The organism is Amphritea sp. HPY, assembly GCF_050870985.1.
In the GTDB taxonomy this organism is placed as follows: Bacteria; Pseudomonadota; Gammaproteobacteria; order Pseudomonadales; family Balneatricaceae; genus Amphritea.
In genome coordinates this window covers 1,406,237-1,428,098 of sequence record NZ_CP194015.1, presented here as the reverse complement: position 1 = coordinate 1,428,098, position 21,862 = coordinate 1,406,237, and the positions used below count along the sequence as shown (strand labels likewise).

Genomic DNA, 21,862 nt, shown 5'->3' with positions numbered 1-21,862 from the left:
AAAAAAACAAGGTTTCACGGTTGCTGACTGTCGGCTCTAACCTATGCTGAATAGTAGTGAACCTGGGGGAACACAACAATGAAACTGCTTACAGCACAAAAGCTATTGCAGAAGTATTCGGCTGAATATTTTAAAGAAGCCTCAACGTTCGGGGCTCTGAGCACAGAAACCGTGCTCTGGCTGCTCGATAATGGTCGGATCTATCGCCTCGAAACTGATGAGACTCTATTTGAAATTGACGAGAGAGGCGACAATTTTTTTATCATTCTACAAGGCTCATTCGCCTATTATAAAAGCCACCTGCAGCAGTATGCCTTCATCCGTGATTACAAAGTCGGCGAACAGATCGGCTTTATGAGCATGATTGCATTGCATAACCGGGTTGGCACCGCCGTCGCGAATGAAGATTCTCTGGTTCTCGAAATCAGCTCAGCAGTATTCCAACAATTGCATAATATAGCCCCCTCTGATTTCGGCATGCTGATGATGAACCTTGCCCGGGAGATGGCGCGTTCACTGCGCAAGGGAGATAACCTGATAGTCGATAAAACAGCAGCATCCGGAAAAGTCGGTTACAGAAGCGCTTCACGCAGTAAATTGAAACAACTCAGATTCAACGATCACCAGCGCAATCGCGAATAGTTGCCGCCCGCTCATAACCGGTTGGGTGAAAAGGATCTGGTCGGGTAGGCCCCTGCGTTGCAACAAAATACTCAACCGCAGCAACCACCGCATAAGGGGAAACCACTTTTGCCGCTTCGCAATCGGCTTCCGTTTCAAATTCACGCCTTAACCAGGACCGGTTCAGGGGCGTGCTCTGATACTTTTCTCGCTGCAGGTGGCCAAGATGGTGATGAAAGAACTCATGGGCCCTGATAAATTCGGTTATCCATGGCCCGACCTGCTCAGTAAGAAGTGGATTATAGTAAATAACAGGTCCATGGCTGTCATAAGCCGCGATAGCAATATCAGAAAGCCAGACTGCTGGAATCTCCCTGATCAGATGGCCCGGGGCACTGTGAAGGTAGCATGGTACAGACAGAATAATGCTTAGAAAAATAAGCCTGAAACAACGATAACCCTGCCTGGTTATGATTATATTCATACACTTCAGTCTGGAACAAGACCGCAATCTTCGCCAATTTTAACGATCTGCCTTCACTTTTTATCAGCTAAAGCGTCTATCAGTGCACGCAGGGCCGGACTCATCAACCTGTTGGCCGGATAGAAAAGAGAGACCGGTACAGGGTCTATCTCATAGCCTTGCAGAATACGCTCCAGACGCCCCGCATCAATATGTTCCTGCAGTAAAAAATCCGGCAGACACACTATGCCGAAACCATCGGCAGCAAAGTCAGCAACCAGTTCGCCGTTATTAACATCGATGCGGGATTTTACTTTTACCTGACGTACCGTATGACCAGTCTTATAGCTCCAGCGGGCCGGCTGACGGTTGCCAGAGTCGACGATACACTGATGATCAGGTAATTGATCAGGATGCTCAGGACAACCATGATTTTCAAGGTATTCAGGGCTCGCGGCAAAGCAGACCTGCATCTTACACAGCTCTTTGGCGATCATACCTGAATCAGCCAACTCGCCGACACGTATTGCCAGATCGACCCCCTCTTCCACCAGATTTATATAACGGTTAGCACTGAGCCAGGACAATCGAACCTGGGGATATTGCTGCATAAAACAGGTAAGCCGACGCTGCAGGTTATATAACAGCCCGGCATGAACCGGTGCTGTAATCCGAATTTCACCGCTGATGACTTCATGGCGCTGCTCAGCCTCGTAGTCCAGCGCCGTAACGCTGGCAGTGATCGCAGCAAATCGCTGCAGGTAATGCCGACCTTCTGCCGTCAGGCTCATTGAGCGGGTGGTACGGGCAAGCAACTTACAGTTCAGCCGTTTCTCCAGTTGCGTTATGTGTCGACTAACCGCCGAATTAACCATGCTCAGCTCCCTCGCAGCCGCGCTGAAACTGTTGAGAGAAGCTACCCGCTCGAAAACCTGAATTGATTTAATTAGATCCATATTTCTTTTTTTATGAATAATGATTTCAAATAATAACTGTTTTTCAGTTTAACGCACAAATATAGGATAAACCCATCAACATTAAAAAACGAATCAGGAACTATCAGTATGAAAGTATTAGTTATTGGCGCATCAGGTACTATCGGACAAGCGATCGTTGCGGCGATCAGCCCACAACACGAAATCATAACCGCAAACTACAAAAGCGGAGATCTGCAGGTCGACCTCTCTGACCCGAAATCGATCCAAACCATGTTCAAAAAAGCGGGTAAGCTCGATGCTGTAATATCCGCTGCAGGTCTGGCAAGTTTTGCCTCGCTGTCAGACCATACTGATAACGATTACCAGCTGGCGCTGGAAAACAAGTTGATGGGACAGATCAATTTGCTGCGTTATGGCCGTGAATACATTAACAAGGGAGGATCAATCACCCTCACTTCCGGTATTCTGTCGCGTCAGCCTATGCCTGGTTCAGCATCAATCAGTATGGTTAACGGGGCTCTTGAGAGCTACGCCCGTGCTGCTGCCCTTGAGCTCGAAAGCCTGCGCTTTAATATCGTAGCACCGGCCTTTGTTAAGGAAACAATGGAGCTGATGGGTATGGATAGCAGTTATGGAATCAGTGCCGCGGATACAGCCAAAGCCTATATAGCAGCACTTGAAGGCGATCAGCACGGAGCTACTCTGGATGTGACTGACTATATCTGATCAGAAGTAGCCAATCAGCACGGCAACCAACATCTGGATGTAACTGACTATATCTGATCAGAAGTAGCCAATCAGCACGGCAACCAACATCTGGATGTAACTGACTAGATCTGATTATTAATATCCAAACGTCACGGGCAACCGGCACAGCAGATATAACTGCCTATTGAGGGCAAGCTTCTGCAACAAAGCCTTTAACCTCAGAATCGGCACAAGCGGCACAGGCATTACCATAACTTTGTGTAAGGTACTGCCTGTCACCCGGAGCCGGTTTATAGCCGCAGACCGGACGGTACTCCCGGGTACACATCTGCGGTCGTGGTGACTCACAGATCACCAAATCCAGGCTGGCAACAGGTGCATTTGCCACACAGCCGGTCAAAGCAACAAATAGCGCGAAAACAATGGTTGGCTTCATATCATTTCCTGATCTGTTTAATGGTCACTGGTGGTAGGTTGAGTAAACTGATGTCAGGTGTTCAACCTGCTGGCGGGCAACAGGCTCAATGAATAATTAACTGCTGTCTTTATTCTGACTCAGGCGCCTGCGGGTCACGCTTAAGGTCCGCTTCAAGCTCAGCCTGCGCTTCAGCTTCAATTCTTGCTGCATACTTTGCTTTAGCTTCGGCTTCAGCCTGCTGCTTTAACTCGCGCTGTTCATTGCGACGCTGATTACGTTCACTCTGGCTTTGTGTGAATGACTTCAGCTCAGTTTCGCCCCATGCTTTAGCGTCATCTTCGCTGGTAAATCCATCCTGGCTTTTTGATACCAGTGTTTTTTTCGATGTAATCTGTCGAACAATTTCAGTTGTCCATGAGGTACCGTTTTGTACTACCCGGTAATCGTACTTCTTACCTTTTGCCATTTTTCTTCATTCCCCTCAGGGTTAACTTTTACTGAATTTTGAACTGTTTTCAGGTATCGCTTGCAAATAATTGCCATCACCTGATGATCCTGACTTCGAGGCACGGATACTGAAGCATAGGATGATATTTATCTAGCACTTTTGAACAGTTTACTACAATAAAAACGAATCTTTATTCTAGCAGCTTTATCGCATTACAGAGCGCAATACTAAAACAGCTAAAATTGTAATAGATAACCTGCACAATCTGAGATGGCCAACAAACCATCTGTAGCCTAAACAGTCACCTTGCAATGAAAATGATGATTGAATTAACACTCCGTTTAACTTCTATGTTTGCTTTCATCTACCTGCTGTTGCTTCTGTTTATCTACCTGAACCAAACGCAGCTACTCTATTTTCCTGATCAGTATCGCCCACCGGAAAAACTGATTTCTAGTCAGCATATGCAACCATGGCCGGCATCCAATAACCATTACAGAGGCTTGCTGGCAACGCCACAGTCACCGGTAAAAGGCACCATTATTATATTTCATGGTAATGCCGGAAGCGCATGGGACCGACGCTTTTATATTCGCCCCCTGACCGCATCAGGGTATCGCGTTATTCTCAGCGAGTATCCTGGATATGGTGGGCGACCCGGACCATTAAACGAAGACTCGTTAGTCTCTGATGCAAGGGAGACCGTCAATACCGCCACGGAACAGTTTGGTGGTCCCATTATTCTCTTGGGTGAATCACTGGGTGCGGCGGTAGCTGCTGCGGCTTCAGCTCAGAGTAATTCACCTGTTACCGCACTGGTACTTATTACACCCTGGGACTCCCTGCCTGAACTTGCTCAAACTCTCTATTGGTACTTACCAGCTCGCTGGCTTACACGGGACCGATATAACAACAGCCAGAGTCTGATTCATTTTACAGGGCGTACAGCTGTGCTTATTGCTGAACGGGATGAAATTATTCCAGCTGCACATTCGTTACGCTTTTATGAAAAACTGATCGCACCCAAGCAACTATGGGTATTTAAAGACGCCAACCATAATAGCTGGCCAACCGATGCTCAAGCCAGCTGGTGGCTTGAGGTCACACAGTTTATTGAGGCCCCCTGAGTTCGTAGCGGGATCATGTAAATCGTACAGGGAGCTGACAACCACTTTTTAGCAGGAGGAAAGTAAACCCTGGTTGTTAAGCTTGCGAACATTGAAGATTGAAACAGCCCTGTTAATTAGTTAGGCTCAGGGACGTTTAAAGGATTAAACAAAAAACACACAGGACACACATACTCATGGATCTGAGTTTTTTACGCACCTTGTTATGTACCACTGCTGTAGTGGCATCGATAACCCCCCTCCCCCTGCAAGCCTTTGAAGATGATGGATCTTGGAAGGAGGACAGATTTCATGTTCTGTCTACCTACTATTGGAATAAGCCTGCATATCATTTCCCGACAAGTACAATGGCGTGTTCAGCAGTAAACGGTTCTTATAAGATTGATCCCATTTATGGCAAACCCTTTTGTATTCATAATTTTCAAGGAAAACATGGTCCTCCATACCAAAATTATATAACTACATACCCTTGTGGCCAAAAAGGATCACCGGGGCCTGAAAGCAATTCGCAGTGCTATAAATCTCCGAGCCTATCAGAAAGAAACAATGGAAAAACAAGTCTCTGCGCCGGAAACCCCATTAATATTGCAACAGGGAATAAATTTCAGGCTGAGACTATTTATAACACGTTACCATTAGCCCTTAGCTACAACAGCAATACGGGACAGTGGATACATTCTTATGAATATCATTTTTCAATCACAGATACTGTTACTGCCATACTTAAACGCTCTGACGGAAAAGAACTAACAGTAATAAAGATAAATGATGCTTGGACATTTAAAGCAGATTTGTATTACCAATTAATAAATCTGAATACAAATACCTCTCCCCGCTGGCAGGTCACCACTCCACAAGGTGATACAGAACTGTATGACAATCAGGGTCGCCTAATGTCTAACACCACCCTGCAGGGCGATACCACGACCCTCACCTATTATGCTGAAGGTGATCAGATAGAGTTTGGTTCTTTTGGTGATTTTAAGGTGGTACAAGAAGATACCACGGTAGTGTCTGACCACCTCGGCAATACCCTGCAGCTTAAGCATGATGATAACGGTCATCTCAATAAAGCTATTCTGAATAACCAAATCAGCCACAGCTTTAACTTCGATAACGAAGGCCGTCTTCTGAACCGAACCGATCATACTGACAACATAACCACTTATCATTACGAAGATGAAAACTTCCCCAACCACCTCACCGGCATTACCGGCCCGGACGAGGTACGTTTTGCGACCTGGGCCTATGACGAACAGGGACGCGGTATTTTGAGCGAACATGCCGGCCTGGAAAAAGTAGAGTTAGTATTTAACAAGGACGGCACCACCACGGTCACCAACCCGTTAGGTAAACAAACCACCTACCACTTCGAAACCATTGAAGGGTTGAGACGACCTACAAAAATAGAGGGCCATGCGACTGAAAATTGCATCGGCGCTAATAAAGAATACAGCTATTACGAATCCGGTCTGCTCAAGAGCAAAACCGATTGGGCAGGTAATACCACCCGTTACGAATACAACGACCGCGGGCTGATCACTGAGATCACAGAAGCGGAAGGTACGGATCAGGAACGCATTACTGACCAGACGTGGGATGCGAACTTACCGCTGATGACTCACCAGATACAAGCCGATCAACAAACCGAATTCATCTACAACGAGAGCAACCAACTGGAACAGGTCATCCAGACGGGAACAATTGATACCGAGTAATCACCCCGACAGAACACTCAATAACCATCCAGGAAGATAGTAATGTCGATACACTTTAAACAGGGGCCTCTGGCCTCGGTCTTACATGAACGCAAAGCTGGCTTATACAGACCTCGTTGCAAACCCAAAAATGCACTACTGCTTTCGCTGGTCTGCTTGTCGCTGGCACTGCCGGGTATGGCCAATGCCTGTTCGCTCAGCTTCACTTCACCCGCCTCGGGCAGCACCACAGCCAACGCGTCGATCACTGTAACCGGAACCGGATCGGGCGATGCCGAAAACGGCGATTACGGCAGTGTCACCGCGTCGAACAATGGCACGGTCTTCTTTCAGCAAAGTGGCAGATTTACCAGCCTGGTACAGTTTTTACAGTCCGGTGCGGCCAGCGTGTCGCTCAAAGAGGGCCGAAACCAGCTACGTTTATCCGGCAGTGTCGGTGGCTGTTCAGCTTCAGACAGCATGGTGATCTTTTATGTCCCGCCCGCTAACGGTGATGAGAAAGAACTGGGCCAGCAGGATTGTTCTGCAGGCAACCCGATCAGTATTGCCTCAGGCAATAAATACCAGCTTGAAACCATCTTCAGCTCAGTCGTACCGCTTGCCCTGCATTACAACAGCGGCACTGAGACCTGGCGACACAGTTACCAATCCAGTTTTATTGTGAACAACCAAAACGCTTTGCTTATGCGGCCTGACGGCCAGGGGCTTGCCTTTACCCTGTTAAATGGTCAGTGGCAGCCCGGTGCGGATACTTTCTTCAGCGTTACGGATTCGGGCGCAGGCCATTCGCCGCGCTGGCAAATCACCAGCCTGCAAGGCATAACGGAACATTACGATGCACAGGGCCGCCTGCAGTTGCTAACCAGTCTGTCGGACGAAACCACTTCTCTCACCTATTCCGACCGGGAAACCACGATCACCAGCCATCTGGGCGATATCCTGCAGCTAACCTACGCGAATAACGGACAACTCAGCAACGCCCGGCTCAACGGTACAATCACGCACAGCTTTAACTTCGACACTGACGGTCGGCTGCTCAGCCGAACCGATCATGACGCTAACACGACCCGGTATCACTACGAAAACAGCAGCTTCGCCAATCACCTGACCGGCATTACCGGCCCCGATGGCAACCGTTTTGCCAGCTGGGCTTATGACAACCAGGGCCGCGGCATAATGAGCGAACATGACGGGCAGGAACGGGTTGATTTAGCCTTTAATGACAATGGCTCTACCACCGTTACCAACCCTTTAGGTAAGCAGACCACCTATCATTTCGAGACCATCGAAGGCCTGAAACGCCCGACGCAGATTCAAGGCCATGCCACCGCCAACTGCACCGGCGCCAATAAAGCCTACACCTACTACGACAACGGCCTGCTGCACACCAAAACCGACTGGAACGGTGTCGTCAGCCGCTACCAATACGATATGCAACGGGGTCTGGTCACCCGCATTATCGAGGCTGAAGGCACCGCTCAGCAGCAGACAACCGACCAGCGCTGGGCTGTCGACAAACCACAACTGCTGGAGCGCCAGCAAGGCAACCAGATCACCCGCTTCAGCTATAACCAGAATAACCAGCTAGTCGATACCACACAGGATTTCATCCGGTAATCAACGGCATAAGTGACAAGGAATGACACGCTATGAAACAACCCTATAACCCCTTTAAGCAACTGCCACTGGCAGCGGCGCTGAGTCTCAGCCTGCTGACAACCGGTGCTGTGGCCGATATCAAGTGGGAATACAGCTACAACGAGCTGGGCCAGATCACCCAGGTCGACGGCCCCCGCACCGAGGTTACCGATACCACTGATTACAAGTACTACAGCCAGGATGATCAGGGTACCAGTGCCGATTCCAGCCAGTTCGATCTTAACCGTTTAAAAACGGTCACCAATGCGCTCGGGCATATTACTACGCTGAGCGAGTACAACGCCTACGGCCTGCCCCGGAAGCTGGTCGACCCCCGCGGCACTACCATGACACTGGGCTACGATGCGCTCGGCCAACTGACCCGTTACACCGTTCAGGCCGGTACGGACGCTAACACAGAGCTGGATGCCGAAACCCGGCTCGGCTACAACCGCGTCGGCCTGCTAACTACACTGACCCTGCCCGATGGCAGCGGTTTGAACTTTGAGTACGACTCGGCCCGCCGGCTCACCGCGGTCGAAAACAGCCTCGGCGAGCGGATCGAATACACCCTCGACAGTATGGGTAACAGCACCGCGGTTAATGTTTCCGGTACCGACAGTGCCCTGCAGCTTACCCTGAGCCGGACCTTTGATGAACTGGGCCGCCTGCTGACCCAGACCGGCGCCAATGTGAATGAAACCAGCCAATTCAGCTATAACACCAACTCCAGCCTGACCGGGCTGAGCGATGCCAACCTGAGCAGCACCACGCAAACCTTTGATGCCCTGCAGCGGCTGACTACCCAGACCGATGCCATCGGCAAAATCGTCACCCTGAATTACGATCAGCACTACAACCTGACCTCGGTGAATGTGCATTACGATGCCGGTAAGGTCGCCGAGCGGCGGGATCTCACCACCACCTACGAATACGACGCCTACAACCGGGTGATCAAACGCATCAGCCCGGATAGCGGTACCATGGCGTATGGCTACGATGAAGCGGGCAATATCAAAACCCGTACCGATGAGCGGGGCATTACCGCTGAATACCGCTATGACGCGCTCAACCGTTTAACCGAAAAACGCTATACCTCGCAAAACAGCCCGGACACGGCGGAAGTCATCAGCTATACCTATGACCAGCCCCCTGCTGATACCTCTACAGTACAAACCGCCCATACAGGTATCGGCCAGCTGACCCAAATCAGCGACGCCCTGGGCAGCGATCGATTCAGTTATGACCATCGCGGCAACCTGTTGCAGCAGCGTCGCACGACAGCCTACGGCAGCCACCTGTCAGAATACAATCTCGGTTACCAGTGGGACAAAGCCGATCGCTTAAACCAGATCACCTACCCCTCTGGCCTGTCGGTCAGTTACCAGCGCAACAGCGCCGGTCAGGTCGCCGACATCCGCTACCAGTTTGATGGTAAAACCACTACCGTCGCCAGTGATATCGCCTATCAGGCGTTTGGCGGCGTCAACAGCCTGACCTGGGGCAACGGCCTCAACCTGAGCCGCACCTATGACCAGAATGGTCGTATTGCACAGCAGCAGATCAGCAGCCTCGATACCCTCAACTATGAGTACGATCTGGTTGGTAATCTGGAACGGATCGACCGTCCGGACGATGCCCGCCAGCCGGATCAGCCGTTCACATACGATGCCATCGACCGCCTGACCAGTGAAGACGGTGTCTACGGCAGCCGGGAATATAAGTACGACGCCCTGGGCAACCGCACCACCCGCAGCTGGGAAAAGTTCAACCTCAGCGGCGGCAGTAAGATCCTGCACCAGCGCGCCATCATCAACAAAGACAGCAACCAGTTAAAAAAGAATGGCGGCCGTGACGTCATCTACAGCGGCACCGGCGACATCCTCACTGGCAACCAGCGGCTGCAGCATTACAGTTACAACCTGCAGGGGAAATACAGCACCTTTACCAACGGTAACGTGTTGCAGGGGAGTTACGCCTATAACGGCTTCGGCGAACGTATTCTGAAACAGCGGCCAACCCTGAAAACCGATCAGCTGATCGAGTTCCAGTACAACCCGAGCGGCCAGCTCCTCAGCGAAGCCCGCTTTAACGCCAACGGCCTGCACCGGGTCGACGTGCACTATATCTGGCTCGATCAGCTGCCGGTGGCACTGGTGGAACTGTATCGCAGTAAAGCCGGTAAAGTGCTGCGCAGCGAACTCTACTACCTGCACAGCGACCACCTCAACACCCCGCGCTTCGCTACCAACAGCGAGCAGACCGAAATCTGGCACTGGGACTCCGACGCCTTCGGCATGGGCAAAGAGAACAGCAACCCGGACAAAGACAGGCGCAAAATCTCGATCAACCTGCGCTTCCCGGGCCAGTACTTCGACAGCGAGAGTGGTTTGCACTATAACTACTACCGGGATTATGATCCTAGAACCGGGCGGTATATTCAGAGTGACCCGATTGGGCTCGCTGGTGGGTTGAATACTTATGCTTACTCTAAGGGAAATCCAGTGAGGTTCTATGACCCATATGGACTTGATGTATATGGTTTGAACTTTGGCGCGGCTGGGACTTTTGGAATTAAAACCGCATATAGCTACCAAGTTTTGTTGGATACCGAAGGCAATTTTGGTATCCAGAGGACAAAAGAAATTGGTGGCGGTTTAGGTGGAGCTGCAGGAGTTTTTGGTAACCTACTATATGGTACTCCTGATAATATGCATGACCTTGAGGGTTGGGGCGGATCACTTTCAGGTTCGGCATGGTTCCTTGGGGGAGCAGTAAACTTGCCTATAGCTACTGACTACCAACAAAATAATTGCGGAGAGTTTAAGTCCTTTGAAGCATCTACTCCCGGCATGGTTTATGAGGCAGGGTTGGCTCTGTCTATTGGAACACCGGAAGTTGGTGTGACAGGAACTTATACTGATACTGTTTTCAGTACTAGCATTCTTGGTGATATTGGTCGCTGGATAGGCTCGACAGCCTACGATGTTTTGCACTAAGGAGGGTACATGGTTATAGAAATTGCGTTTTTAGTATTTGTATTATTCTTTGTAGCTCTGATAGTGTCTTTAATGGGCAGGCGAGGTTATTTAGGTGAATTAGGGAAAGAGTTCTCCTGTAAAATAGCAAGTAATGAGGCCAGTGAAATGTCATGGACTCCGTTTATCGTAAAGCAGTCTTCAAAGCCTAATAATTTATTTGTCAGCATTTCCACAGTTGGCGTTTTTAATGACAAGATAGTGGTGAGTTATATTTTTCCTTTTCGACTTTTGCTGCCATCTATTTCTATAAGTAGAGAAGAGTTAAGCTTTTGCTCGCATTCGAAAAAAATTGGTTTTGATTTTGCTGTTGTAAAGCTAAAAAGGTTTCCAGAGGGTGAGTTTTGGTTCCCTTTACGATTTCAAAGTAAGCTTGATGAGCTTTTGACTAAACCATAACACACCAAAACGGCCTGCTTCTCGCAGGCCATTTCTTTCCCTAAAATTGCCACTTCTACCAGAATAGACCTTCACCCTTCACTGGTTTTGGTTGTCATTGTTGACCAGCAAGTGAGTTTGGTGGGGCTACTAGGTTGGCGGTATATTTGGTAGAGCGTGATTTCAGATAATAAGTGCAACACTCATGGCTTAACTGTGAGAGGTAGCCAACTGCTGAAGTTAAATTGTGTTGCAGACCACCAGGAATAGTCACAGCGGTTCATGGGACATATATGCCCACACATTTCCGATAGATGTAAATAAGCCTACAAAATATTGACTATACGTCAACTTGATACTATTGTTGACTTGCAGGCAACCAAGGGTGACTAATGAATGTAATTTCCAAAAAACCATTTAACGATGCCGCGAAGAAATACCCAAATGACCGAACTGCTTTGATGGACATATTCAAATTACTGCACAAGACAGACTTCCAAAGTCCAGATGAGTTGAAGGGTGTTTTCCCCTCTCTGGACAACTTCAAATACAAGGATAAGTGGTGGGTTTTGGATGTAGGCGGAAATAATTTACGCGTGATTGCTTTCATCCAGTTTATTAATAAACGCATGTATATCAAACATATAGTAAGTCATGCGGACTACGACAAGTTAACCAAGAAGTACATTAAAGATCAGGATTAGAGGTAGTGTTATGGCACAGTTAGCAATTGTTGATGCGTATCAGACATTTCTGGTTACAGCCCAGCCTTTTGTAAATATCGCCAGCGATGAAGAATATGATTCTGCACTGAAAACACTGGAGCAGGTTCTGGAATCTTCTGGCGATACGCTGAATGACCCTATGAACCCTCTTATTGATATGCTGAGTCATGCAATCGAGCGATACGAAGCGCAGGATGAAGAGCTGATAGCTTTTGTTGCTGAAGCCGAAGCTATACCTGCAGATATTGCACTGCTCCGCACATTGATGAGCCAATACCAACTAACCGGTAGCGACTTACCGGAGATTGGTGATAAAACGATGGTATCCAAGGTTCTTAATCAAAAGAGAACCTTGAGCCGCCAAGCGATCGAAAAGCTATCTGAACGCTTTGATCTGCGGCCTTCAATGTTCTTTGGTGAGTAGCCGCTAAAATACAGGGCCTGGAATACAGGGCCTGGAATACAGGGCCTGGAATACAAGGACCAGAGTAAAATACTAACTCAAACATATAAGGCCAGTTTTTGCTGGCCTTTTTCTGCCCCACAAACTGCCATTTTCACTAGCGGTATCTGAATACTTTCCGGCTTCTGCTTACACGATGGGTCAGCAAGTTAAGTAAGATGGACCTGGGCCATATGCCGTATCAATACAACGAAACTGGCAGATAGTAATGCAGTTCAAAGCGTTCCTCTTTATCAAGAAAATGATTACGCTGGTATTCCACAAAAGCCGGCGTACTTTTAACTTTAAGCCCCGACTGAGGCAACCACTGGTCGAGGACCTTGCTTATCCAGGGTAATAACTCACCGTAACAACCGCTGAAGTGGAATTGTGCATGCAGACCACCGGGAATCGTCATGCTGTTAACCACTCCCCGCCGCTGTAGCGGAGTATCAATGCCAATACATGCGACATAACGACATTGTTCAAGAGGAACCCAGGCTGGATTCGAGTGGTGTAAACCGATCTGCGTGGTAAAGGACCTCTGCTCCGTTGCAGCCCAGGCCTGCAATATTTGCCAGGCCTGACGGATCTCCCTGCCATATCCCAGATGCCGCACATACGCGACCCGTTGCGCGGGGCGGTTAATCAATTCGACGCGGGGCAGTTCAGATTCACTGATGCGTTGATAGCCGGCTGCGACTTCCGGATCTTTAAGATAGGGCGCAACACCGAGATTACAATCCCTGCGGCGCCACTGCCCCGGGGTCATGCCGAAGTCGTTGCGAAACACCTTACTGAATGATGACAGGGACCGGTAACCACACTGCTCTGCAATCTCTGCGACAGGCGATTGTTCATCAAACATCAGTAAATTAGCGGCATGTTCCATGCGTATTCGCCGAATATAACCGTGCAGGGTCTCCCCTATCACTTTATGAAAAGTACGATGAAAATGCTGCTCAGAATACGCAGCAACCCGGGCCAGGCTGGCACCGGTCAGCTCTGCAGAAATGTCCCGATGGATAACATGAAGGACATCATTAATGCGGGAAAATTGCTGACTGTCAGCCATTGAGAAACCTTATCCGGTAATGAGGTAAGCATATTAAGACAAAATTAATAGCATAAACAGACAAGGTATAAAGTTAATTTCGACAAACATGCAGGCTATTTAACCTTTAGCATCGAAGCCAACCAATCATCATCACAAGGTGGATACGATGCAACCGGCGCAGCATACCAAACAGATACAACCATCCTATATCAGGGAAATTCTCAAGGCAGCTTCCGCAGAAGGTGTAATGTCTCTGGCCGGTGGGTTACCGGCAACGGAACAGATGCCGATGCAACTGATCAGCGATGCCTTACGTCAACTAACCGATCAGAGAGAGCTGTTCCAGTACGGTGAAAGCCGTGGCTTAAAACCCTTAACAGACTATCTTAGGGAACAGCTCCAGCTTCCGGCCGAACATCAGCTATTGATAACCAACGGCTCACAACAGGGACTTGACCTAATCGCCAGGAGCTTCATAAACCCCGGCGACGGGGTCGCCCTTGAGGTACCCGCCTACCTCGGCGCCTCACAGGTATTTCAGCTTGCCGGGGCACAACTGTTCCCACTGCGTCAGACGCGGGATGGTCCTGACCTGGAGCAACTCGAGACGTTGTTTGCCAACGGTAAGATCAAGCTGTTTTATAGTGTTCCGGATTTTCATAATCCAACAGGCGTTGTCTGGTCTGCGCAAACCCGACAGGAGGTTGCAAGGCTGTGCCGGCATTACGGCATTGCTCTGATAGAGGATGCTCCCTACCGGCAGCTACGCTTTACCGGCGAACAGCAGATAACCATGAGCAGTCTCTACCCGGAGGCAACGCTGAGCTTACACTCTTATTCAAAAATTGCTTTTCCCGGTATGCGATTAGCCGCTGTCAGCGGTCCTGACAGTTGGCTGGAGACACTGTTAAAGATCAAGCAGGCGAGTGATCTGCACACGGCATTACCGCTGCAGCAGTTGCTCTATACACTGTTATCGCATACAAAATTCAGTTGTCATATTGAAAGCTTGCAACGACTGTATCGACAACGCTATCAGGCATTAGCCTATGCAATTAAACAATGGCTTAGCCCTGAGTTCAGCTTTACCGAAGTTGAGGGAGGAATGTTCCTGTGGCTTGAAATTCCAGGGGTTGATTCTCTTCAGGTTGCGCGACAGGCGCTGCAAGCAGGTGTTGCTGTAGTACCCGGAGAACCGTTTTATCCTGACGCACTGCGGTGCCAGGCTGGTACGATTGCGCCGGCACTGCGGCTGAATTTCAGTAATAGTTCAGCCGAAGATCTCAGCCTGGCCGTGCAGCGCTTACAGCCGCTATTAAGTCACTGACTATCCGGAATAAAGCCAGCAACCGCACCAGTTAAACAAGCATGATTGCTGGTTTTTTCTATTTATACTGAGCTAAAACTGCTACTCGTTACCCCTGCATCACCTATCCGGTTTTACGTCAGGTGCCTGTTCAGTATCCGATATGGCTTTCGATTCGACAGCAATAACCTTAAACGCCACGATAGGCTGCGAGATGATCAGCCTTCGTTTTTTCTCTGTCGTACTACCTAAAGGGGTAGCTACCGGACGATCTGTATTAGTATCTGCATTAATACCGGCATTAACAGCTGTATTGCTATTAGCGGCGCTGCCAGTAACCTGCCCTGTATTGCTGTCCATAGTGTTGTAATTAGTCATAGTTCAGATCTCCTGCATGACTGTTATCCATTGAGAATCATTAAGGGTTACATGCTCGTCAATCAGAATTTACCGTAATAACCTTCTTTCAAAGCATCAAACAAGTTGGCTGCTGTATGTAGCTCACCGTCATACTCCACCTCCTCATTACCTTTCAGTTCAACCACGGAACCATCGGCCAGGGTAAACTGATACGTTGTTGCAGACAGGTCCTGCTCCTTTACCAGCACTCCCTGAAATGCTTCCGGATTGAAACGGAAAGTAGTGCAGCCCTTGAGCCCCTGTTCATAGGCATAGCGGTAGATATCCTTAAATTGTTCATAGGGATAATCGGTGGGCACGTTGGCGGTCTTAGATATCGCGGAATCGATCCATGTCTGGGCTGCAGACTGAATATCAACGTGTTGCTGCGGGTGTATATCTTCGGCGCAGATAAAATAATCCGGCAGCTGTTGCTGCGGGCCCTGCGCGAACTGCAGTGCTAATGGATTAATCAGTTTCCGGTAAGCCAGGAGTTCGTAGGAATAGACATCTACTTTTTCCTTGGTCTTACGCCCCTGCCGAATGATATTACGCGAATAATGGTGGGCAAAGCTGGGCTCTATACCGTTACTGGCATTATTAGCGACCGACAGCGAAATAGTCCCTGTTGGCGCAATCGAACTGTGGTGGGTGAAGCGACAACCATACTCAGCAAGGTCTTCAATCAGCTGCGGGTCGATTGCAGCTATCTTCTGCATATACCGACTATATCGGGCATGCAGTATCCGGCCAGCCACCCGGTTTCCGGTCTTGTAGCCATCAGCCTTCATTTCCGGCCGCTTACGCAGCATTTCAGCAGTGACGATGAAGGTCTCATCCAGCACTGGCGCGGCGCCCTTTTCTTTCGCCAGCTCAAGCCCTGTGCGCCAGCCAGCCAAAGCCAGTTCACGGCTTACCTGGTCAGTAAAAGCGATGGATTGTGCATCACCATACTTCATGGTTAGCATAGTAATTGCCGAGCCCAGCCCCAGATAGCCCATGCCATGACGCCGCTTGCGGGCCATTTCCTGCCGTTGCTGCTCCAATGGCAAGCCACTAATATCAGCGACATTGTCCAGCATTCTGGTGAAAACTCCGATCACTTCCCGGTATCGCTCCCAATCAAAGCGAGCGCAGTCTGTGAACGGCCGCGATACGAAGCGAGTCAGATTAATCGAACCCAGTAAGCAATTTCCATAAGCGGGTAACGGTTGTTCGCCGCAAGAGTTTGTCGCCCGAATTGTTTCGCAGAACCAGTTATTATTTTGCTCATTAACTTTATCAATCAGGATAAAACCCGGCTCAGCAAAATCATAGGTGGAATTCATGATGCTATCCCACAGCTCTCTTGCTCTTATTGCTGTGCTGATACGGCAGGCAACCAGACCTTCATCATTAGCTATGTAGCCCTGGGTAACTGGCCATTCCCGCCAAAGCACCCGCTGGGGGTCGGCCAGATCGATATTATCCCTCAGACTTTCTTTATATGTCAGCGGGAACGCCAAAGGCCATTCAGTATCCGCTTTCACCGCTTGCATAAACTTGTCGGTGATCAGCAGGGAGAGATTAAAATGGCGCAATCTGCCATCCTCTCTTTTAGCCCTGATAAACTCCATAACATCAGGATGGCCAATATCAAGCGTCGCCATCTGCGCCCCCCGACTGCCGCCCGCAGAAGTAACAACAGCGCAGGTGCTATCAAAAATATCCATAAATGACAGCGGCCCTGGTGTTTTTGCACCTGTACCGTGAACAAAGGCTCCTTTAGGTCGCAGGGTTGAAAACTCATAGCCGATACCACAACCGGCTTTCAGGGTCAGACCTGCTTCATAATTTTTCCCAAGAATGGCACCCATAGAGTCTGAAACAGTTCCGGAAACGGTACAATTGACCGTAGAGGTTGCAGCTTTGTGCTGCGCGGCTCCAACATTCGCGATTATCCTGCCTGCCGGCACTGCTCCGTTTGCCAGAGCCCAGCTAAAACGCTTAAACCAGTAATCCCGGACCTCAGTCCTTTCAACGCCGGCAAGCGCACGCGCCACCCTTATCAATGAGTCATCTAATGTCTGGTCTACAGCAACGCCGTGCCTGTCTTTCAGGCGGTATTTGCTTTCCCAGATATCCTTTGAGGCTGACTGTAAGGGCACATTGTCAGCATTTTCTGTCTGTTCAAACTGAATTGCTTTTAACGCAAGAAGAGTCATAGTCCTTTACCTATACCTTTAGTTTAAATCGGTACAGGAAACCTGTGTGCAGACCTATGCATGTAATACGGGCTTAAATACGGCCAGCGAACAAAATACATAACAGCGCGTGAAATTTACGTGCCGTAAACACCCGATATTCTCAACTAACAGGAAAATTCAGGTAACCGTAGATCAAGCCGTTCATTACAGCCTTCACAGGATCATATTTCAGGTAAACGATTGTTATCGTAATTAAGACAAGTCGGTGATTAGCATACCTTCCATGTACATTACCCTGACTATCGATCCGTCGAGAGCATAAGACGTTAAGGAAAACGCTCGCAGGCTTCCTTGTATCTGTTGTGACGTTTGTCACGACAGCAACAGCATATACTGAGCGAACAGGTTATTTATAGCAGTGAATGCCAGGAAGGTGCGAACACACCTTTGCGCTTCTGAATGCTCAAAGGCGATGCTCAATAACGGCTTTCAGCTTTACCAGCCAGATCGACCTCCCAGAATAGGAGGTCGGGACTCATTAACTTTACACTGTAACCATGCGATCTAACTTCGCACTCTAGCTACACACTATGCTCATTCGTAATGTTATCTGTATATTGCGGTTAACCGCACTTACTGTCGCCGCAATTGAGACAGGTGTAGCAACCGTCCATCAGAATCGCAGCCTTAGTGTTGCACTTGCCACAGATCTGGGCATCGGCTGGAAAACCGCCATTATCATCATTCACTGCGCTATTATCCAGCGGAGCCTTCTGCTCCGCGGCACGACGTTCAAATTCAGCGCGTTTCTCGTCCAGAATCTGTTGCTGATGCTGATCGAGGGATTCATCCTGCAACAGGCCGATCATCTTCAGATGGTTCTCAATCGCCTCACCGATCTCGGCAACCAGCGATGGCATAAACTTCCCGCCCTTCTTGAAGTATCCGCCTTTCGGATCAAATACCGCTTTCAGCTCTTCTGCCATAAAGGTGACATCCCCCCCTTTACGGAATACCGCTGAGATAACCCGGGTCAGCGCAACCACCCACATGAAGTGATCCATATTCTTGGAGTTAATAAAGATCTCATACGGGTGGCGCTGCTCATGCTCAGTATCCTGATTCAGCAGAATATCATTGATAGTGATGTACAACGCATGCTCAGACATTGGCGTCTTAATCTTATAGGTAGAGCCCATCAGAAAGTCCGGCCGGGTCAGATTTTCGTGGACCTGTTCCAGGTCTTGCTTTACCTCTGTAGCCGGCTCCGGTTCCACCTCTGCGCTAACAACTTTATAGCCAACAATCGGCTGACTAATGCTCAATCTGGGATTCTGTTCTGTAGTCATAATCTGGTTCTCCTGTGACAACCACATCTAATTAAATTTTGCCGCCTATGATTTGCCAAGCGCCCTTCTTTCTGGGTAACAGCTAAAACTAAAATTTGCCGCTTGGTATTAACCAGTCGTCCTTCTTTCAGGGCATCAGCTAAATCTAAAATTTGCCGTTTGGTATTAACAAGTCGCTCTTCTTTCTGGGCATCAGTTAAATCTAAAATTTGTCGCTTGGTATTAACCAGTCGCCCTTCTTTCTGGGCAACAGCTAAACTAAAATTTGCCGTTTGGTATTAACCAGTCGTCTTTCTTTCTGGGCAACAGCTAAATCTATAATTTGCCGTAGTAACCTTCTTTGAGGGCATCAAACAAGTTGGCTGCAGAATGAACTTCACCGTCATATTCCACTTCCTCATTACCCTTCAGCTCAACCACGGCTCCATCAGCCAGGGTGAACTGATATGTGGTAGCTGCCAAATCCTGCTCTTTAACCAATACTCCCTGGAACGCTTCGGGATTAAAGCGGAAGGTAGTGCAGCCTTTCAGCCCCTGCTCGTAGGCATAGCGGTAAATATCCTTAAACTTTTCATAGGGATAATCGGTCGGTACATTGGCGGTTTTAGAGATTGATGAATCGATCCATTTTTGCGCGGCAGCCTGAATATCGACATGCTGCTGCGGATGAATGTCATCGGCACTGATGAAGTAATCCGGCAGTTGCTTCTCAGGCTCCTCACTAAAAGGCATCGCTAACGGGTTAACCAGAGCCCGGTAGGCCAGCAGCTCGTACGAGAAGACATCGACCTTTTCCTTGGTCTTACGCCCTTCACGGATAATATTGCGGGAATAATGATGGGCAAAGCTGGGTTCTATGCCATTACTGGCATTATTACCAACCGAAAGCGCGATAGTACCGGTCGGAGCGATTGAACTGTGATGGGTAAAGCGACAGCCATATTCCGCAAGGTCATCGATTAGCTTCGGATCAATCGCTGCAAGCTTCTGCATATAGCGGCTATAACGTGCATGCAGCACCCTACCCGCTATCAGATCTCCGGTTTTATAACCATCATCCAGCATTTCCGGTCGTTTACGCAGCATCTCACCGGTGACCGTAAACTCCTCGTCCATCAACGGCGCCGGACCTTTTTCCAGCGCCAGTTCCAATCCCGCATGCCATCCTGCTAGTGCTAATTCTCGAGTGACCTGTTCAGTAAAAGCAGTAGACTGAGCATCGCCGTACTTCATGGTCAACATAGTGATTGTCGAGCCCAGTCCGAGATAACCCATGCCATGACGCCGTTTATGGTTTATTTCGTGACGCTGCTGCTCTAGTGGCAAGCCATTGATTTCAACAACATTGTCCAACATTCGGGTAAAGACAGTCACGGTCTCTCTGAATCTATCCCAGTCAAAACCGGCTTTATCAGTAAATGGGTTTTGCACAAATTTTGTAAGGTTAATAGATCCTAACAGACAGCTGCCATAAGGGGGTAAAGGCTGCTCACCGCATGGATTGGTGGCACGGATCGTTTCACAGAACCAGTTATTATTCTGCTCGTTTACTTTATCGATCAGGATAAAGCCAGGCTCAGCAAAGTCGTAGGTGGAACTCATAATTGCGTTCCATAATTTTTGCGCCCGGATAGTCTTACTGATCCGGCAGGCAACCAGCCCTTCATCATTGACGATATAGCCCTGAGTTACCGGCCATTCTCGCCAAAGAACCTGCTGAGTGTCGGTCAGGTCTATAGCGTCCCGCTGGCACTCTTTCTCAGTTAACGGAAATGCCAGGGGCCAGTCAGCATCGTTGTTAACTGCCTGCATAAACTGGTCTGTGATAAGCAGCGACAGATTGAATTGGCGTAAGCGGCCATCCTCCCGTTTAGCGCGGATGAAATCCAGCACATCGGGATGGCCGATATCGAAAGTTGCCATCTGCGCGCCGCGTCGGCCGCCAGCAGAAGACACCGTAAAACACATCTTATCGAAGATATCCATAAACGAAAGCGGCCCGGAGGTATAGGCCCCCGCACCTGATACAAAGCCATCTTTTGGGCGCAAAGTTGAAAACTCGTAACCGATACCGCAGCCAGCTTTAAGGGTCAGACCCGCCTCATGGTTTTTACCCAGTATATCGTCCATGGAATCATAAACAGTGCCAGATACAGTACAATTTATGGTCGAGGTTGCTGGCTTGTGCTGCTGTGCGCCCGCATTGGAAATAACCCTTCCTGCAGGTACTGCACCATTGTTAAGCGCCCACATGAAACGCTGATACCAATGCTCGCGGCTGTCTTCATCTTCTATCTCAGCCAGCGCTTTGGCGACCCGGGTAAATGAATCATTTACCTCAAGATCAACAGGCTCTCCCTGCTTGGTTTTTAAGCGATACTTGGTATCCCATATATCCAGGGATGCCGGTTGCAGGCAGATGGAATCTGCCACTGTTGCCGAAGCTGAATCTTCACTGATCTCATTATTAACTGCTTTTGCCACAACCGTAACCATAAATCCATACCTGTATAGTCTGACGGGATATATAAACAATAAACCCTATATGTAGTGTTTGCCAATTATCTATAACACAAGATATTGATCCTTGATCACCATCAACATTTTTCAAATCGGCATAATAAAAATTTCAGACAAAACAAAAAGCAGACAAAGTTCTTGCGCTGACGCAGGTCATCCACACATCAGCTTGGGGTAATCAGTAGTGACAGAACAATCAAATATCGCCGGAAATCGGTTATGGAAATTCGTGATTTTCTACTTCAGTTACTGGCTATCCTGATAGCAGCCAGTTTGCTGGGAGAGATCCAACCTTGTTCGGCGCTCCAGTGTCATTGGTGAATTGGTGAATTGGTGAATTGGTGAATTGGTGGCGGGCATAATGATCGCCCCAAGCCTCTTAG

Annotated in this window: 19 protein-coding genes; 10 read left to right on the top strand and 9 right to left on the bottom strand. The window is 48.8% G+C overall.

From position 1 onward, the window contains the following. Window positions 1-78 precede the first annotated feature (78 nt). Window positions 79-642 (top strand): Crp/Fnr family transcriptional regulator, encoded by a 564-nt coding sequence (locus ACQUQM_RS06275; protein ID WP_432473632.1) that lies wholly within the window; start codon window positions 79-81, stop codon window positions 640-642. On the opposite strand, the gene ACQUQM_RS06270 is transcribed toward ACQUQM_RS06275, so the two are convergent. After that, a complete protein-coding gene (locus ACQUQM_RS06270; protein WP_432473631.1) occupies window positions 614-1,105 on the bottom strand; it encodes a hypothetical protein in 492 nt (163 codons plus the stop codon). The genes ACQUQM_RS06275 and ACQUQM_RS06270 overlap by 29 nt on opposite strands. Window positions 1,106-1,158: 53 nt before the next feature. Beyond that, on the bottom strand, window positions 1,159-2,040 hold the full coding sequence (locus ACQUQM_RS06265) for a LysR substrate-binding domain-containing protein (protein WP_432473630.1): 882 nt from the start codon (window positions 2,038-2,040) through the stop codon (window positions 1,159-1,161). A 108-nt stretch (window positions 2,041-2,148) separates the two neighbouring features. Between ACQUQM_RS06265 and ACQUQM_RS06260 the strand changes: the two genes are divergently transcribed. Next, a complete protein-coding gene (locus ACQUQM_RS06260; protein ID WP_432473629.1) occupies window positions 2,149-2,748 on the top strand; it encodes a short chain dehydrogenase in 600 nt (199 codons plus the stop codon). Between the two features lie 163 nt (window positions 2,749-2,911). Here ACQUQM_RS06260 and ACQUQM_RS06255 read toward each other — a convergent pair whose 3' ends face one another. Both ACQUQM_RS06255 and ACQUQM_RS06250 read right to left on the bottom strand, forming a co-directional pair. Further along, window positions 2,912-3,166 carry a hypothetical protein gene (locus ACQUQM_RS06255; RefSeq protein WP_432473628.1) on the bottom strand — a complete coding sequence of 85 codons (255 nt, stop codon included), beginning with the start codon at window positions 3,164-3,166 and terminating at the stop codon, window positions 2,912-2,914. Between the two features lie 109 nt (window positions 3,167-3,275). Next, window positions 3,276-3,614 carry a DUF3622 domain-containing protein gene (locus ACQUQM_RS06250; protein WP_432473627.1) on the bottom strand — a complete coding sequence of 113 codons (339 nt, stop codon included), beginning with the start codon at window positions 3,612-3,614 and terminating at the stop codon, window positions 3,276-3,278. A gap of 293 nt (window positions 3,615-3,907) precedes the next feature. On the opposite strand from ACQUQM_RS06250, the gene ACQUQM_RS06245 reads away from it, so the two are divergent. The 7 genes from ACQUQM_RS06245 (at window position 3,908) to ACQUQM_RS06215 (ending at window position 12,644) form a co-directional block, all read left to right on the top strand. Further along, window positions 3,908-4,723 carry an alpha/beta hydrolase gene (locus tag ACQUQM_RS06245; RefSeq protein ID WP_432473626.1) on the top strand — a complete coding sequence of 272 codons (816 nt, stop codon included), beginning with the start codon at window positions 3,908-3,910 and terminating at the stop codon, window positions 4,721-4,723. A gap of 176 nt (window positions 4,724-4,899) precedes the next feature. Next, on the top strand, window positions 4,900-6,441 hold the full coding sequence (locus tag ACQUQM_RS06240) for a hypothetical protein (protein ID WP_432473625.1): 1,542 nt from the start codon (window positions 4,900-4,902) through the stop codon (window positions 6,439-6,441). Between the two features lie 42 nt (window positions 6,442-6,483). Continuing rightward, a complete protein-coding gene (locus ACQUQM_RS06235; protein WP_432473624.1) occupies window positions 6,484-8,058 on the top strand; it encodes a hypothetical protein in 1,575 nt (524 codons plus the stop codon). Window positions 8,059-8,090: 32 nt separating this feature from the next. After that, window positions 8,091-11,078: an RHS repeat-associated core domain-containing protein gene (locus ACQUQM_RS06230; protein WP_432473623.1), complete on the top strand. Its 2,988-nt coding sequence runs from the start codon at window positions 8,091-8,093 to the stop codon at window positions 11,076-11,078. Between the two features lie 9 nt (window positions 11,079-11,087). Further along, window positions 11,088-11,516 carry a hypothetical protein gene (locus ACQUQM_RS06225; protein ID WP_432473622.1) on the top strand — a complete coding sequence of 143 codons (429 nt, stop codon included), beginning with the start codon at window positions 11,088-11,090 and terminating at the stop codon, window positions 11,514-11,516. 371 nt (window positions 11,517-11,887) lie between these two features. Continuing rightward, window positions 11,888-12,199: a type II toxin-antitoxin system HigB family toxin gene (locus ACQUQM_RS06220; protein WP_432473621.1), complete on the top strand. Its 312-nt coding sequence runs from the start codon at window positions 11,888-11,890 to the stop codon at window positions 12,197-12,199. Between the two features lie 10 nt (window positions 12,200-12,209). Continuing rightward, on the top strand, window positions 12,210-12,644 hold the full coding sequence (locus tag ACQUQM_RS06215; protein WP_432473620.1) for a helix-turn-helix domain-containing protein: 435 nt from the start codon (window positions 12,210-12,212) through the stop codon (window positions 12,642-12,644). 220 nt (window positions 12,645-12,864) lie between these two features. Here ACQUQM_RS06215 and ACQUQM_RS06210 read toward each other — a convergent pair whose 3' ends face one another. Continuing rightward, window positions 12,865-13,737: an AraC family transcriptional regulator gene (locus ACQUQM_RS06210; RefSeq protein ID WP_432473619.1), complete on the bottom strand. Its 873-nt coding sequence runs from the start codon at window positions 13,735-13,737 to the stop codon at window positions 12,865-12,867. Window positions 13,738-13,885: 148 nt separating this feature from the next. Here ACQUQM_RS06210 and ACQUQM_RS06205 point away from each other — a divergent pair, with 148 nt between their 5' ends. Beyond that, window positions 13,886-15,046 carry a PLP-dependent aminotransferase family protein gene (locus ACQUQM_RS06205; RefSeq protein WP_432473617.1) on the top strand — a complete coding sequence of 387 codons (1,161 nt, stop codon included), beginning with the start codon at window positions 13,886-13,888 and terminating at the stop codon, window positions 15,044-15,046. 99 nt (window positions 15,047-15,145) lie between these two features. On the opposite strand, the gene ACQUQM_RS06200 is transcribed toward ACQUQM_RS06205, so the two are convergent. The 4 genes from ACQUQM_RS06200 to ACQUQM_RS06185 all read right to left on the bottom strand — a co-directional run bounded on the left by ACQUQM_RS06200 (window position 15,146) and on the right by ACQUQM_RS06185 (window position 21,455). Further along, complete coding sequence (locus ACQUQM_RS06200) at window positions 15,146-15,403, bottom strand: hypothetical protein (protein ID WP_432473616.1); 258 nt, start codon at window positions 15,401-15,403, stop codon at window positions 15,146-15,148. A gap of 62 nt (window positions 15,404-15,465) precedes the next feature. Next, entirely contained in the window at window positions 15,466-17,628 is a 2,163-nt protein-coding gene (locus ACQUQM_RS06195; RefSeq protein ID WP_432473615.1) for an adenosylcobalamin-dependent ribonucleoside-diphosphate reductase, read from the bottom strand. Between the two features lie 605 nt (window positions 17,629-18,233). Continuing rightward, window positions 18,234-18,959 (bottom strand): NrdJb, encoded by a 726-nt coding sequence (locus tag ACQUQM_RS06190; protein ID WP_432473614.1) that lies wholly within the window; start codon window positions 18,957-18,959, stop codon window positions 18,234-18,236. Window positions 18,960-19,274: 315 nt separating this feature from the next. After that, window positions 19,275-21,455, bottom strand: coding sequence for an adenosylcobalamin-dependent ribonucleoside-diphosphate reductase (locus ACQUQM_RS06185; RefSeq protein ID WP_432473613.1), 2,181 nt, complete (start codon window positions 21,453-21,455; stop codon window positions 19,275-19,277). Window positions 21,456-21,862 lie beyond the last annotated feature (407 nt).

Bases quoted from the DNA above. Each gene is read 5' to 3' on its own strand.
- ACQUQM_RS06205 (WP_432473617.1), top strand. From the start codon at position 13,886: ATGCAACCGGCGCAGCATACCAAACAGATACAACCATCCTATATCAGG.
- ACQUQM_RS06225 (WP_432473622.1), top strand. From the start codon at position 11,088: ATGGTTATAGAAATTGCGTTTTTAGTATTTGTATTATTCTTTGTAGCT.
- ACQUQM_RS06185 (WP_432473613.1), bottom strand. From the start codon at position 21,455: ATGGTTACGGTTGTGGCAAAAGCAGTTAATAATGAGATCAGTGAAGAT.
- ACQUQM_RS06245 (WP_432473626.1), top strand. From the start codon at position 3,908: ATGAAAATGATGATTGAATTAACACTCCGTTTAACTTCTATGTTTGCT.
- ACQUQM_RS06210 (WP_432473619.1), bottom strand. From the start codon at position 13,737: ATGGCTGACAGTCAGCAATTTTCCCGCATTAATGATGTCCTTCATGTT.
- ACQUQM_RS06260 (WP_432473629.1), top strand. From the start codon at position 2,149: ATGAAAGTATTAGTTATTGGCGCATCAGGTACTATCGGACAAGCGATC.
- ACQUQM_RS06195 (WP_432473615.1), bottom strand. From the start codon at position 17,628: ATGACTCTTCTTGCGTTAAAAGCAATTCAGTTTGAACAGACAGAAAAT.
- ACQUQM_RS06255 (WP_432473628.1), bottom strand. From the start codon at position 3,166: ATGAAGCCAACCATTGTTTTCGCGCTATTTGTTGCTTTGACCGGCTGT.
- ACQUQM_RS06190 (WP_432473614.1), bottom strand. From the start codon at position 18,959: ATGACTACAGAACAGAATCCCAGATTGAGCATTAGTCAGCCGATTGTT.
- ACQUQM_RS06250 (WP_432473627.1), bottom strand. From the start codon at position 3,614: ATGGCAAAAGGTAAGAAGTACGATTACCGGGTAGTACAAAACGGTACC.
- ACQUQM_RS06270 (WP_432473631.1), bottom strand. From the start codon at position 1,105: ATGAATATAATCATAACCAGGCAGGGTTATCGTTGTTTCAGGCTTATT.
- ACQUQM_RS06200 (WP_432473616.1), bottom strand. From the start codon at position 15,403: ATGACTAATTACAACACTATGGACAGCAATACAGGGCAGGTTACTGGC.
- ACQUQM_RS06240 (WP_432473625.1), top strand. From the start codon at position 4,900: ATGGATCTGAGTTTTTTACGCACCTTGTTATGTACCACTGCTGTAGTG.
- ACQUQM_RS06235 (WP_432473624.1), top strand. From the start codon at position 6,484: ATGTCGATACACTTTAAACAGGGGCCTCTGGCCTCGGTCTTACATGAA.
- ACQUQM_RS06215 (WP_432473620.1), top strand. From the start codon at position 12,210: ATGGCACAGTTAGCAATTGTTGATGCGTATCAGACATTTCTGGTTACA.
- ACQUQM_RS06230 (WP_432473623.1), top strand. From the start codon at position 8,091: ATGAAACAACCCTATAACCCCTTTAAGCAACTGCCACTGGCAGCGGCG.
- ACQUQM_RS06265 (WP_432473630.1), bottom strand. From the start codon at position 2,040: ATGGATCTAATTAAATCAATTCAGGTTTTCGAGCGGGTAGCTTCTCTC.
- ACQUQM_RS06275 (WP_432473632.1), top strand. From the start codon at position 79: ATGAAACTGCTTACAGCACAAAAGCTATTGCAGAAGTATTCGGCTGAA.
- ACQUQM_RS06220 (WP_432473621.1), top strand. From the start codon at position 11,888: ATGAATGTAATTTCCAAAAAACCATTTAACGATGCCGCGAAGAAATAC.